This is a genomic window from uncultured Tateyamaria sp. (assembly GCF_947497045.1).
GTDB lineage: Bacteria > Pseudomonadota > Alphaproteobacteria > Rhodobacterales > Rhodobacteraceae > Tateyamaria.
Genome location: NZ_CANMEU010000001.1, coordinates 498,432 through 510,993, shown reverse-complemented (window position 1 = coordinate 510,993; position 12,562 = coordinate 498,432). Strand labels below are relative to the sequence as shown.

Sequence of the window (12,562 nt, the reverse complement as noted above, 5' to 3'; positions counted from 1 at the left end):
ATCAAGGTACAACAGGCGGACTAATTCCCTCAAACGCCAGTTCCGTCTCTAAAGAGTGAAAACAGCACAACCCCCGTCCCAAGCAATGCCGACCGTCCACAGTATTCCTGCTCAAATGCAGCATCTGATACCCATTTTTGCCTACCCGTTGCGAAAATTTTGGCCGAAAAGGAGTGGTGCGCGCCACGGTGTTCGGATCGCTGGCCGGGCGCAGGGTTGCAGAGAGGAAGAGGAGGGAAAGCCCGGGGTGCCGGGCTTGATAGGGAGAGAGAGGCTCTCCCGGGTCCCGGTTCGGAAGAAGGACCCCGAGACATGACCAAGACAAAAGCCAAAAAGACCAACGCGCCAGCAAACGCAGCTGCGAGTGCGCAAATCGACATGATCCCCCTCCTAAAGCTCGTGCTTAGTCCCAAAAACGTGCGCAAAACACCAGCAACGCCTGAGGCGGATGCCGAATTGCGCGCAAGCATCCAGCAAACGGGTCTGAAACAGAACCTGCTTGTGCACAAAGTCGGTGCGAAATTCCACGTCCATACCGGCGGTCGGCGCTTGGCAGCCCTGAACCAGCTCAAAGACCAAGGTCATCTGAAAGCAGATCACCTCATCCCTTGCCAGATCGAAGAGCCCGACCAAGCTGAAGACAGCTCCGCCGCAGAGAACATGATCCGTGCCGCCATGCACGCTGCCGATCAGTTCGAAGCTTTCGCGGCGTTACGCAACAAAGGTCGCACCGAGGATCAAATCGCCGCACAGTTCGGGATTACGACCGATCTTGTACGGCGGCGCCTGAAACTCGCCAGCGTCTCGCCTGCCCTGGGCCGCGCGCCGCCGCCATGCGTCAGGAGCTGGACGCGATCCCGGCCGAGGCCGAGGGCGCTGCGTTGAGCCGGGTGCAGATTGAGAACTGCATGGCCGATCTGGATGTGCTCAAGCGGTGGATCTGCGAGGATGCGTTCAAGGACGCACCTGAGCATGTGCGCAAGGCCGATGCCCGCGACTGGTGTGAACAGCAACTCAAACCGCTGCTGGCCGGGCTGGACCCCACCAAGCACCACGTGATGGGAGAGGGCTTCGGTCGCAGCGGTGACGCCACCGACATCGTTATCTTCGAGATCGGCAACGACCTCGTGCGCCGTCAGCGCTTTGTCGTCGAATTGCGCAACGTCCCCTTCGATCAACAGCGCGACATCCTGTTCTACGTCTGCGATCGCATCCCGCGGTTCAGCAAGGGCGCGATGGACAAGGGCGGCAACGGCTCCTACCTCGCTGAGATCCTCGCCGCCGCCAAGACGTCTGGTAGCTATGAAGAGCTGCTGGCGAGCCTCGATCAGATCACGCCGGACGTCACGGCGATGGCCAACCGGCTGGCCGTGCAACTGATGAAGGCGCGCGGCGACGGCGACATCGATGCCTGACGATCTGTTCACCCAAGCCCCCGAAGAGGTCACCGGGTATTTTGATGCCAAGGGGCAGCGTCCATCACTGGATTGGACCGACTTTGCACCGCACGATCACGCCGTGGCGTTCACGGTCGCGCAATCGGCGGGCTACGACGTTCTCGATGATATCCGATCGGCGGTTTCGGACGCGGTCACCAATTACAAGTCCTATGGCGATTTCGTGGATGATCTCGAGCCGATCCTGCGACGCTAGGGTTGGTGGGGCCAAGCGGCACGGGCGGACGGTCAACTCGTCCAGCTCGGTAGTCTGCGCCGCCTGCGCACGATCTACTGGGCCAACACGCGCACGGCGCGCGCCGCTGGTGAATGGGAGCGCATCCAGCGCACCAAGCGCGGGATCCCGTTTCTGATCTATGAGCTGTCCTCGGCTGAGCAGCGCCGCCCGGAACACGAGGGCCGGGTTGGCACAATTCTCGAGGTGGACGATAGCTGGTGGCTTGTTCACTACCCGCCCAATGGGTGGCTCTGTCAGTGCCGCGTGCGACAGATCACACGGTTTGAGGCCGAGAGCCTTGGATATGTTCCCGACACGCCCGCACCGGAAGTCACGACCCGGCCCTGGAAGAACAAGGCGACCGGCGAGACCGTCCAGGTGCCGCGCGGCATCGATCCCGGCTGGCAGACACATCCCGGATTGACGCGGGCAGGGAATGTCCGCCGCCATCTCGCGCAGCGCCTCGACAATTTGCCCGACACCGCGCGCACTGTGGCTGCGCGCGATATGGTGCGCTCGGCTCCGTTTCGTGCGGTCCAAGAGAACATCTTCAAGCATCAGCGCCGCATGGTGACAGATCCAAACCGTCGCCTCACGGCACCTGTGGCGATGCTTGATGGTGACCGCGTGGATCTGATACGCGCCAAGACACGCACCGTAAGCCTGTCCGTTGGTGATGCAGCCAAGCAGCTCGAGCGACATCCAAGCGTCACCCGTGAGCAATACGAGATGGTGCAGGACTTCATCCAAAGCGGCGCGATGTACGAGGATGCGGCGAGCGAGTTCGAGTTCGTGTTTCAGCGCATGGTCGACGGCGTGCCTTGGGCTGCGGTCATCCACGTGACCAAGGATCGCCAGGAATTGTTTCTGAAGAGTTTCCATCGCATCCGGGCAAAGCAGTTCGGAGAGACGGATCGGTTCGTTCTCATGGATGCGGCGCGTGACGTTGAAAACTGAGCGCGGATCTGCTACGTGTCTTGCAGCGGCGTTGAGCAAACATAACCGGGCTTGTTCCGAGGGGATGTTGTGACCCCCCAACGCCGCAAGTTCCTCCCTTTCAAAAAAAACGCCCACTGAGCGCCTCGAGCTTCAAACGCGGCCCATGGGGCCTGAAAACCCGAGATGACGTCCTGAGCGTTTTCAAATCGCTTTCAAATTTGAACCTCGCATGTGACAACGCACGCGATTGCACCGGATCTGACAGATCGGTGTGAGGCCCGCGCGATCAGGTAGCACCCGCTACCAAAGCCCGCGCCGCCCGCATGGTCCATTGCCGGGCCATGACATCACAAATCCTCCCCGCCGCCAACTTCGCGACCGCACTGTGTTCTGCTGCCGCCGATGACGCTTCGAGAGGTCTATCAGGATCGCGAGGATGCGCGGAAGGCGGCGGACGCACGCGTGAAGGAATTGCGGGCTGGTGAAGGCGAGCTGACTCTCGAGCTGATTGGCGACCCACACGCGCGGGCCAAGGCACCGCTGAACATCACAAACGTGGCCCCGGACGTCGACGGGTCATGGGTGGCCTCGACAGTGACGCACTTGTGGGACTATGGTGAGGAAGGCGGCGCGAAGACGACCGTAGAAGCAGAGTTCGGTTAAGAAGAAGAGGCCGATGACAAGTCAGTTGAGCAGGCGCCCAAGTCGAAGAAACCCCAAGGTGAGTACGTGTCGGTTCTTGACCGCTGATCGTCTGCGGTGCCAAAAAAAATGCGACAAACCTTTTGTCCAGACGCACCAAAATTTTTGACCCGCTATATTAAGCTTGCCAGAAAAACTCCGGGGGGGAGGCCGCAGGGCCGGGGGGGCTGGCCCCCTTCTCATCACTCGGCGTAATCGGCATCGCTTACATGGTCCAACCACATCGCTGCTGACCCATCCAATGCTTCCTGCATCGCAATATGGGTCATGGTCGTGTCTGGAGTTGCACCGTGCCAATGTTCGACATCCGCCGGAATCCATATGGTATCCCCAGCCTGAATGCGGTCCGGGCGTTGGCCGCGCGCGCACACAAGGCCGACGCCGTGGGTCACATACAATGTCTGACCCAATGGATGCGTGTGCCAAGCGGTGCGCGCGCCCGGTTCAAATTGGACACTCAGCGCATTGAGGCGGGCAGGTGCATCCGTTGCGATGATGGGATCCAGCCATACGGTACCGGTGAAATATTCTGGATTTGCGCGTTGAGCGGGGCGCGTCCCCGCACGGTGTATCTGCATGATCCCATTCCCTCTTTGGACAAAAAGTAAGGCGCACCTGATGGTGCGCCCTGTCGTTTGATATCCTTGCGAAACGCCGATCACTCAGACCAACTGACACCAGTCAGGTCCGTGGCCTGGGTTGGCGCATTGATCCACAACCCTTGCACCTCGGCTTTGGCCACAGACAGCTGCGCCAGCTGGAACAGATAGCCATTCACCGCATCACCCGAGATGATCTCCTGCGCCTTGGCCATCAGGTTGGTGCGGGTATCGGGGTCAGTGGTGGCATTCAGGGTCGCCATCAACTCCTGAAAGGCGGGGTTGTCATATTGAAAGTAATAATCGGGATTGGCGTAGATTCCGATATCCATTGGCTCCGTATGGCTCACGATGGTCAGACCAAAATCCTTACCACGAAACACCGTTTCAAGCCACTGCGCCCACTCCACATTGATGATCTCGGCGGTGATGCCGACATCGGCCAGTTGGGCTGCGATGATCTCCCCCCCGCGGCGGGCATAAGACGGGGGTGGCAGATGCAACGTGGTTTTAAACCCATCTGCCATGCCAGCCTCGGCGAGCAAGGCACGGGCCTTGTCTGGGTCAAAGGCGGACTCGCCTGTCAGATCGACATAGGCGGGATTGTGGGGTGCGAAATGGGTGCCAATGGGCGTGCCATATCCAAACATCGCACCATCAATTATGGCTTGGCGGTTGATGGCATGAGCCAGGGCTTGCCGGACACGCACATCGTCAAAGGGGGGCTTTTTGTTGTTGGTGGACAAGATCGTCTCACCCTCGGTTGAGCCGATTAACACTTGAAAGCGAGGGTCCGCTTTGAACTGTGGTAGGTTTTCAGGCGCGGGGAAGCTCCAGAAGACGTCCACATCCTCGGCCATGACAGATGCGAAGGCCGCCGTCGGATCCGAGATGAACTTGAACGTCGCTTTCTCTAGTGCGGGAGCATCACCCCAATAGCTGTCGGCGCGGCTGATCTCGATCTTGTCGCCTTGGGTCCAGCTGTCGAACTTGAAGGGGCCGGTGCCGATGGGCTGCTGTTTGATGTTCTCGATGGTTTCAGGGGCGACGATCACCGCGTCCCCCCAGGCCAGGTTGAACAGCATGTTGCCGTTGGGCGTGCCAAGGGTCATGCGCACGGTTTGGGGGTCGACGACTTCGACATTTGTGATCCCCTCAAACAGTGCCTTTTGGGCATTTGCGCTATCTTCGGCCAGAATGCGGTCAAATGTGAATTTCACATCTTCGGCGTCCATGGTGGTACCATCGTGAAAGGTGACACCCTCGCGCAGCGCGAATGTATAGGTCAGCCCGTCATCGGAAATCTCCCAGCTTGCGGCAAGGCCGGGCACAACCGATCCGTCACCCATAAAGCGGGTCAGCCCCTCGAACACATTGGAATAGAGCACCGAGTCGATGGCCCCGGCAGCGGCTGATGTGGGATCAAGGTGGGGCGGCTCAAGCTGGATTGCGACGGTGATGTCGGTCTTGGCGCTGGCCACTCCGGCCATCAGCGCGGCCGTGGCGACACCAAAAATAAGCGTGCGGGTCTGGAACATGGGGGTCTCCCTTGGATGATGTTTGGCGAAAGGCTAGCCAAAACAGGGGAGGTTGACCAGTCTTGGACACTTGGCTTGAAGGTGTTGTTGGGGTAATCGGTCGGCCTTTTGGATGGTAGGGCAGGTGCGATGGCAGTTCTGGGTGTGGATTTCGGAACCTCGAATTCGGCTGTCGGTGTGGCCGTGGACGGCCAAGCGCATCTGATCCAGCTTGAGCCGGGCGAAACGACTCTGCCCACAGCTGTGTTTTTCGATTTTGAGGCGCGGAAGGCCGTCTATGGCCGTCCTGCAAACGCTGCGCTGATCACAGGGGATGAGGGACGCTATATGCGTGCGCTCAAGTCATTGCTTGGTACGTCGCTGATGCGCGAAAGCCGGGTTCTGCTTGGCGAGCGGCTGGATTTCATCACCATCGTTGCCCGCTTTCTGGCAGAACTGAAACTGCGTGCGGAAACGGAGACAGGACAGATATTCACCGAGGCTTTGTCCGGTCGGCCTGTGCTGTTTCACTCGGCTGATCCTGCCCGCAATGCCCAGGCGCTGATCGATCTGACAGAATGCTACCACGCGGCGGGCTTTGAGACGGTCCGCTTCATGCCCGAACCCGAGGCCGCAGCACTGGCGAACCGTGCCACGCTCCGCCCCGGTGATGTCGCGCTGGTCGTCGATATCGGCGGCGGGACTTCTGATTTCACCTTGTTTCGACAGGGGCAGGGGGCGGGCATTGATATTCTGGCCAGTCATGGTCTGCGCCTTGGGGGAACAAATTTCGATCGGGCGCTGAGCCTGGCCTTTGTCATGCCCGAACTGGGCATGGGCAGTCAGATCAAACATGCGTTTGGCGATCAGTCTCATGCGGCTCCGAATGCGATCTTTACCGATCTGGCCACGTGGCAGAAAATCCCGTTTCTTTACGCCCCCGACACGCGGCGGGCGACGGTGGAATTGGCCCAATACGCACGTGAGCCGGACAAGCTGAAACGGCTTGTGCGCGTGCTGGAGGATGAGTTGGGTCACGACGTGGCCTTTGCGGTTGAGGCCGCCAAAATTGGGGCAAATGGCGCGTCCGCAAACATCCCACAGATCGACCTGTCCGTTATCGAACGCGGCATGACCGTGCCGTTGTACCCGATTGCGATGACGGCCACGCTGGCCCCCATGGCGGATCAAATCAGTGCGGCGGCCGCGATGACGCTAGAGATGGGCGGGGTGGAGCCGGATGCCGTGAACCGATTGATTTTTGTGGGTGGATCCAGTCTGATGCAGGTGGTCGAAGATGCACTGCACACGCTGTTACCCCGCGCAGAGGTACATCGAGGTGCTGCCATGACCGCGATTGTCGAAGGTCTGGCCTTGGCCGCAGGTTAGTCCTGTTTGGGCAGCAAAAGGGTTTCCAACGCGGCCCCCATCACCTTGGCGCTGTCGAGCATATCTGTGATCCCGATCCATTCATCCGGCTTGTGTGCGAGTTCCAATTCGCCCGGCCCGTAGGCGATGCAGTTGCGCAATTTGCCGATCCGGTCGATGTGTTTTTGATCGTAGGACCCGGGTGAGGCCACATATGTCGGGCTGACGCCCAGAACCTGTTCAATGGCGGCATGCACCGTTTCGACCACAGGTGCGTTTTTGTCGGTCATGGATGGGAGGACGACGTTCAACTCGCGCATTTCGTATTCGAACCGATCCCGCGAGGTCTTGAGCCCTTCAAGCAACTCAACGACTTCGGCGCGGACATCTTCGACGGCTTCTTCGACCAGAAAACGGCGATCAATCACGATACGGCAACTGTCCGGAACGCAGTGGGCAGGCAGGCCGGTATAGTCCTCGGCGGGTTCGGGTTGGCCGCCATGGATCGAGTTGATGTTCATCGTTGACTGGCGCGCACCGTCCGGCACGACGGGCATCTCCGTGTGACGCGCGGCCATGGCTGGAAACAGATCGCTTTCGAATTTGTCGAGTACGGCCCCCATATGTCGAACGGCGCAATCCCCAAGGAAAGGCATGGAGCCATGGGCAATCTCACCCTTCGTTTCGATTTCTGCCCACCACCCGCCGCGATGCCCAAGGCAAATTCGATCCTTGTTCAGCGGTTCGGGGATGATGACATGCTGCACGCGATCCGGTGCAAAAAGACCCATCTCAGCGAGGTAGGCAACACCGCCATACCCGCCCGATTCTTCATCCGCTGTGGCGCTGATTTCGACGGCACCGGTAAAGTCGACGTGTTCTTCGATGAAGGCTTCGGCAGCAATAATGGATGCGGCCAGCCCGCCTTTCATATCGCACGCACCTCGGCCGTAGATTTTATCGCCTTCGATCTGAGCGCCGAAAGGATCGCGTGTCCAGCCGTGCCCGACCTCGACCACGTCATGGTGGCTGTTGAAATGGACGCACGGACCGCTTTGGGCCCCGTCCTTGCGCGCAACGATGTTCCATCGTGGGTACGCGTCGCTGTCCCCAGGTGTGCCGTGGGCCCGGATCATCTGAGTGGTCAGCCCGTGTGCCTTGAACCGCCTGTCCAGAAGGATGCAGATATCGTGATAGTGCTGCCCCGGCGGATTAAGCGTCGGAATACGGATCAAGGTCTGGGTCAGATCGATCAGATCGTCGCGCTTGGCGTCAATGCGAGTGGACAATGTCATGCGCATAGTCTTGTGCTGCGGTCATCAAATGACAAGGGCGCGCGTGATCACTGCGTCCTTTGGTGAAGATACCGTGGAACAGAGAATGTCGGCTGTGTTTTTGGATCAGAGTTTGCCAAGTGGGACTTTGAGGGCCATATCGCCCGCATTGTCGCGTGGGATCTTGCCTGCGCGCATATTCACCTGAAGGGCGGGAATAATCAGGGACGGCATGGCAAGTTGCGCGTCCCGCTCGGTTCGAAATTTGATGAAATCCTCGCGGGTCTTGCCGCCGCCGACATGAATATTGTTTTCCCGTTCCTCTGCCACCGTCGTCTCCCACGCGATGGCACGACCGCCGGGTCCGTAATCGTGGCAGATAAACAGACGCATTTCATCGGGCAGGCTGAGCACCCGCATAATGCTGTCATATAGCTGTCCGGCATCCCCTCCTGGAAAATCAGCGCGTGCGGATCCCCCATCGGGCATGAACAAGGTATCTCCGACAAAGGCCGCGTCGCCCATGATATGCACCATGCAGGCGGGTGTGTGCCCCGGCGTATGCATCGCAGTACATGTCATCGCGCCCACCTGATATGTATCACCGTCGATGAAAAGCGCGTCAAACTGTGATCCATCCCGCTGGAATTCCGTACCCTCATTGAAAACTTTCCCAAAAGTATCCTGAACTTCTGTTATCTTCGCGCCGATCCCGATTTTGCCACCCAGTGCTTGTTGAATGTAGGGCGCGCCTGATAAATGATCGGCGTGCACATGGGTTTCGATGATCCAGTCAAGCCGCAGGTCGTGCGTTTTGATATGCGCGATCATTGCATCCGCCCCATCAAAGTTCAGCGCGCCGGCGGCATAGTCGATGTCCATGACAGCATCGATGACGGCACATCCGGGGCCATCCGGCTCTTTTACGATGTAGGATATGGTGTTTGAACGCTCGTCAAAAAATGGGGTCACTAAGGGTTTGATTTTCATCGCTTCTCTCTCCTCTCCACCGGGCCGCCATGCGCCTCCCAGTCCGTGAAACCGTCGCGCAAATGCACAGCATCAAAACCCATATCCTGCAATGTCGCCACGGTCAGCGCAGATCGCCAGCCTGAGGCGCAATGGAACAGGTATGTCTTGTCCGGGTGGCCGAACACATCTTTGAAATAGGGACTGTCCGGATCAACCCAAAACTCGATCATACCACGCGGCGCGTGAACAGAGCCGGGAATGAAACCGCTACGCTCACGCTCTCGGACATCACGAATGTCGACAATCACCACATCCGGGTCCGAGAACATGGCGAGGGCATCGCCAGTTTCCACCTCTTGAATTCGGGCGCGGGCGGCTGCGACCATCGTCGCAGCGGTTTGTTTCAAGGCCATCTGTTTCCTCATCTACGAGACAAGTGGATTGTGTCACCCTCGATACATCGCTTCAAGATTCATCTCGATGCTGCCCTGTCCGCGTGCAGGTTCTGGTATTCGTCCATCTAAGGTTAAACCGCAGAAGCTTATACGGCACCCGAGCGGGTTGATCAGAGGTGTAAGGCGCTGCTCATTGCGCTTGACCGGATCACTCGCCGCTCAGCGAACCGCGCCGAGCGCGGATCCTAAACTCTTCGCTTTCAAGTAAAATGCCCTGGAACTCCTTGAGACCAAAAGGTGTGGCATTTTTTGCTAAAGCATCCGTTGACGGTGCCTCAAATGCTATACTAGGTGAGTCAATTGCAGGTGCTCGGATTGGTGGGTTCAAATCGGTTCTTTCAGCCTCAGAGATCTGTTGACCCGCCGAATCAGACCGGCTTGTAATCGTTGGATCGACTCTATCAGCAAGATCATGGAACCCAAGAGATGAGAGGCGTTGCACAGTGTTGTCAATCAGCCCCCTATCAAGTACCGATAGCCTCACCGGATCAATGTTGTATATATTTTCAATGAATTCAACATCGGTGGAATCACTTACAAAATGGTTAAATACTGTTTCAAAAAGTAAATATCCACTTTCATCATTATCCAATCTTGAAATATTTTCAAATGCATCTGAAAAATTACCTATACCGCTTAGCGCGAGTGCCAGTGACCTAATTAGAGGACCTCGTAATGCGCTGTCTTGAAATTCTGTGATATATGATTCTATCAGAGTAATGGTATCCATATCTATCATCTTACCAGCCATCAGTTCAGTATGGATGTAATCTTCCATTGTGGCTGCTGGAGTATTCCTGATAGTTAGTACATCGCTTAATTCTGGGAATCTGGTAGGTATTCTATCACTCGCAAAATCTAGATTAACTTCGTGCTCAGGGCCCGTATAAATATTTACTTCCTCAAGCACTCTGTTGATTGCACTTGCTGCGTCTACCTCACCAATTAGCCGCAACTTCTTCATAAATTTTGGCCCTAAATGTGCCCTTAGGTGTGCTGGTAGAGCGCCAAACCCTCGCTGTGCACTGTTAACCGCGGGTCTTGAAAAGCGCTCCTTCCCCTTATTATCTAAGATAATCCAGAATGCCGCCATATCGGAACATTGCTCAGATATTTCAGAAAAAGTAGTTCTAGCGATATTGCCTGATTGCGGCTCCATAATATCTGCTAATTTAATAAACTCAGAACGCCTCTCTGCTATTGACGGATGTGCATTGAGCAGTTGCCGAGCCTCTGACCCAAATCCATAATAGAGATATGTTTTGATGGTTTTTACATTATTTTCTTCGCTAGCCTCCAGGGTAAATTCTAATATTTCGGAGTGTAATCGTGAGATCGCCTCTGAAAATGTGGTGCCTTCGTTTATCCAAGTTTGTATCTCAAGATCTTTGCTGCTTGAGCAGTTATTGGAAGAAATATTAGATTCAATTTCGTAAGAACCAGACCGTGTTGCTCCAGGAGCACTTGCTAGGCTTGAATATTGAGATGCTGTCATATTGGATTTGAGGTTTTTCAATATAGAGTCTTTGTGCATAATATCCATAGTGTTTTCTATTATACTATTATCACTAGGTTTGTCGTCTCTTCTCGCTAGATTATGGAGATAAGTTCCCCACGTAGAATAAACTTTCTTGGTGGAATTCTGAGTTTTTTTCAAAGATATATACACGTCAAATGTATAATTATCCTGACCTAATCCATTGGGTTTTTTTGGCATAGATCTTGTAGGCATTAATCCAACCATATCGTTCGGCTCTTCACTCGAAGGCCGGGCTTTCTGAAGATTCTCCACAGACGCTGTTGTAGAAAGATCACCACCGAGTTCTGACTCGATTTCAATATTTTTCTCTAATATATCAAATACTAATAAATCACCTCGTGGAACATGACGTACTAAGCAATCACATGACATCGTCACAACAAGTTGCGATTCTTCAGCGGAGATATTAGATATATGGCGCTTGTCTATTCTACTAAAAACCCCTTTGTTGTCGAATTTAGGAGTTTGATTAGGAAACGAGATTTCAAGTCTGCGATCAGAAATATTCGTAGCCCATTGCATATCAACCGCATCGTATAAAACGATTCTGGTAAATTCGCCATGGCCTCCTGTGCGCACCGTAATAGGTGCACCATGAGCAGGTTGATGAAAAACAAATAGTAGAATGGCAAGCCGCCACATCATCAAGCCGCCCTCTGTTTGGTGTCTTTCAGTGCATCTTCCAGCTCAGTAAAAGTCGGTCGGTAATGTATTGGGGCGTTTTGGCGGCCAACCTCAATACATGTGTTTGTGGCGTGATTGTATAGATTGGCAACCAGCACCTCACGAATGAGTTGATAGAATTGCGCATCCTCTTCGACAACGGCCTTTACCTTGGCGCTGAACGGGCCGACTAATCCGTAGGCGAGGAAGACGCCAAGAAAGGTACCCACCAGTGCGCCACCGATCAGCTTTCCCAAGATTTCAGGAGGTTGATCGATTGATGCCATCGTCTTGATGACACCCAACACAGCAGCAACAATGCCAAGCGCAGGTAGGCCATCTGCAACGGTTTGCAACGCGTGGCTGGAATGCATGGAATGATGAAGATTTGAACTAAGGCGTTTTTCCAAAACCTCCTCGACCTGGTGTGGATCATCATAGTTCATAGATGCTGACCGAAGGGTGTCGCATATGAGGTTCACAGCTTCACTATCGGACGAAATCTTCGGGTAGTTGTTGAAGATCGCAGACTCACTAGGGTTCTCTATATGTTCCTCGAGCCCTACCGGATTTTGGCGGGCGAGACGTATTAATTCAAATAATAGACATAAAAGTGAGGTATAGTCTTCTGCGATCCATTTTGGCCCTTTGAAGACCTTTCCCAGATCCTTGATTGTGTGTTTTATTTCAGACATGGAATTGCTGATGAGGAAAGCACCAACTGCCGCTCCGATGATCATGGTCATTTCAAACGGAAGTGACTTCAGAATTATGCCCATCTTGCCGCCGGCGGCCAGATATCCACCAAATACCATCACAAAGACTGTTATAATGCCGACTATGCCGATCATTTCTGTGC

Annotated in this window: 13 protein-coding genes; 6 read left to right on the top strand and 7 right to left on the bottom strand. The window is 55.4% G+C overall.

Annotated features, from left to right (window positions below):
- Window positions 1-312: 312 nt before the first annotated feature.
- From Q0859_RS02730 to Q0859_RS02710, 5 genes are all read left to right on the top strand, one after another.
- Window positions 313-885 carry a ParB/RepB/Spo0J family partition protein gene (locus Q0859_RS02730; protein WP_299147359.1) on the top strand — a complete coding sequence of 191 codons (573 nt, stop codon included), beginning with the start codon at window positions 313-315 and terminating at the stop codon, window positions 883-885.
- Window positions 834-1,415: a hypothetical protein gene (locus tag Q0859_RS02725; protein WP_299147358.1), complete on the top strand. Its 582-nt coding sequence runs from the start codon at window positions 834-836 to the stop codon at window positions 1,413-1,415. The genes Q0859_RS02730 and Q0859_RS02725 overlap by 52 nt, the downstream gene beginning before the upstream one ends.
- Window positions 1,408-1,653, top strand: coding sequence for a hypothetical protein (locus tag Q0859_RS02720; protein ID WP_299147357.1), 246 nt, complete (start codon window positions 1,408-1,410; stop codon window positions 1,651-1,653). Before Q0859_RS02725 ends, Q0859_RS02720 begins: the two co-directional genes overlap by 8 nt.
- Before the next feature lie 54 nt (window positions 1,654-1,707).
- Complete coding sequence (locus Q0859_RS02715) at window positions 1,708-2,631, top strand: phage minor head protein (protein ID WP_299147513.1); 924 nt, start codon at window positions 1,708-1,710, stop codon at window positions 2,629-2,631.
- 384 nt (window positions 2,632-3,015) lie between these two features.
- A complete protein-coding gene (locus tag Q0859_RS02710; RefSeq protein WP_299147355.1) occupies window positions 3,016-3,276 on the top strand; it encodes a hypothetical protein in 261 nt (86 codons plus the stop codon).
- Window positions 3,277-3,497: 221 nt separating this feature from the next.
- Here the strand turns inward: Q0859_RS02710 and Q0859_RS02705 are convergent, their stop codons facing one another.
- Together Q0859_RS02705 and Q0859_RS02700 are read right to left on the bottom strand one after the other, a co-directional pair.
- Window positions 3,498-3,893, bottom strand: a complete 396-nt coding sequence (locus Q0859_RS02705) for a cupin domain-containing protein (RefSeq protein WP_299147354.1) — start codon at window positions 3,891-3,893, stop codon at window positions 3,498-3,500.
- An 80-nt stretch (window positions 3,894-3,973) separates the two neighbouring features.
- Window positions 3,974-5,452 (bottom strand): ABC transporter substrate-binding protein, encoded by a 1,479-nt coding sequence (locus Q0859_RS02700; RefSeq protein ID WP_299147353.1) that lies wholly within the window; start codon window positions 5,450-5,452, stop codon window positions 3,974-3,976.
- Between the two features lie 129 nt (window positions 5,453-5,581).
- Here Q0859_RS02700 and Q0859_RS02695 point away from each other — a divergent pair, with 129 nt between their 5' ends.
- On the top strand, window positions 5,582-6,820 hold the full coding sequence (locus Q0859_RS02695; RefSeq protein WP_299147351.1) for an Hsp70 family protein: 1,239 nt from the start codon (window positions 5,582-5,584) through the stop codon (window positions 6,818-6,820).
- On the opposite strand, the gene Q0859_RS02690 is transcribed toward Q0859_RS02695, so the two are convergent.
- From Q0859_RS02690 to motA, 5 genes are all read right to left on the bottom strand, one after another.
- The gene (locus tag Q0859_RS02690) at window positions 6,817-8,100 is read right to left on the bottom strand and encodes an acetylornithine deacetylase/succinyl-diaminopimelate desuccinylase family protein (protein ID WP_299147350.1); all 1,284 of its coding nucleotides are present in this window, start codon (window positions 8,098-8,100) and stop codon (window positions 6,817-6,819) included. The two genes, Q0859_RS02695 and Q0859_RS02690, sit on opposite strands and share 4 nt — an antisense overlap.
- A 99-nt stretch (window positions 8,101-8,199) precedes the next feature.
- Window positions 8,200-9,063, bottom strand: coding sequence for an MBL fold metallo-hydrolase (locus Q0859_RS02685; protein WP_299147349.1), 864 nt, complete (start codon window positions 9,061-9,063; stop codon window positions 8,200-8,202).
- On the bottom strand, window positions 9,060-9,458 hold the full coding sequence (locus Q0859_RS02680; protein ID WP_299147348.1) for a rhodanese-like domain-containing protein: 399 nt from the start codon (window positions 9,456-9,458) through the stop codon (window positions 9,060-9,062). Before Q0859_RS02680 ends, Q0859_RS02685 begins: the two co-directional genes overlap by 4 nt.
- A 190-nt stretch (window positions 9,459-9,648) precedes the next feature.
- On the bottom strand, window positions 9,649-11,685 hold the full coding sequence (locus Q0859_RS02675) for a hypothetical protein (protein WP_299147347.1): 2,037 nt from the start codon (window positions 11,683-11,685) through the stop codon (window positions 9,649-9,651).
- Window positions 11,685-12,554, bottom strand: coding sequence for a flagellar motor stator protein MotA (gene motA, locus Q0859_RS02670; protein WP_299147346.1), 870 nt, complete (start codon window positions 12,552-12,554; stop codon window positions 11,685-11,687). The genes Q0859_RS02675 and motA overlap by 1 nt, the downstream gene beginning before the upstream one ends.
- Window positions 12,555-12,562 lie beyond the last annotated feature (8 nt).

Excerpts from the sequence above, each read along its gene's own strand:
- motA (WP_299147346.1), bottom strand. The coding sequence starts at position 12,554 with ATGATCGGCATAGTCGGCATTATAACAGTCTTTGTGATGGTATTTGGT.
- Q0859_RS02680 (WP_299147348.1), bottom strand. The coding sequence starts at position 9,458 with ATGGCCTTGAAACAAACCGCTGCGACGATGGTCGCAGCCGCCCGCGCC.
- Q0859_RS02700 (WP_299147353.1), bottom strand. The coding sequence starts at position 5,452 with ATGTTCCAGACCCGCACGCTTATTTTTGGTGTCGCCACGGCCGCGCTG.
- Q0859_RS02705 (WP_299147354.1), bottom strand. The coding sequence starts at position 3,893 with ATGCAGATACACCGTGCGGGGACGCGCCCCGCTCAACGCGCAAATCCA.
- Q0859_RS02720 (WP_299147357.1), top strand. The coding sequence starts at position 1,408 with ATGCCTGACGATCTGTTCACCCAAGCCCCCGAAGAGGTCACCGGGTAT.
- Q0859_RS02730 (WP_299147359.1), top strand. The coding sequence starts at position 313 with ATGACCAAGACAAAAGCCAAAAAGACCAACGCGCCAGCAAACGCAGCT.
- Q0859_RS02675 (WP_299147347.1), bottom strand. The coding sequence starts at position 11,685 with ATGATGTGGCGGCTTGCCATTCTACTATTTGTTTTTCATCAACCTGCT.
- Q0859_RS02710 (WP_299147355.1), top strand. The coding sequence starts at position 3,016 with ATGACGCTTCGAGAGGTCTATCAGGATCGCGAGGATGCGCGGAAGGCG.
- Q0859_RS02690 (WP_299147350.1), bottom strand. The coding sequence starts at position 8,100 with ATGCGCATGACATTGTCCACTCGCATTGACGCCAAGCGCGACGATCTG.
- Q0859_RS02695 (WP_299147351.1), top strand. The coding sequence starts at position 5,582 with ATGGCAGTTCTGGGTGTGGATTTCGGAACCTCGAATTCGGCTGTCGGT.
- Q0859_RS02685 (WP_299147349.1), bottom strand. The coding sequence starts at position 9,063 with ATGAAAATCAAACCCTTAGTGACCCCATTTTTTGACGAGCGTTCAAAC.
- Q0859_RS02725 (WP_299147358.1), top strand. The coding sequence starts at position 834 with ATGCGTCAGGAGCTGGACGCGATCCCGGCCGAGGCCGAGGGCGCTGCG.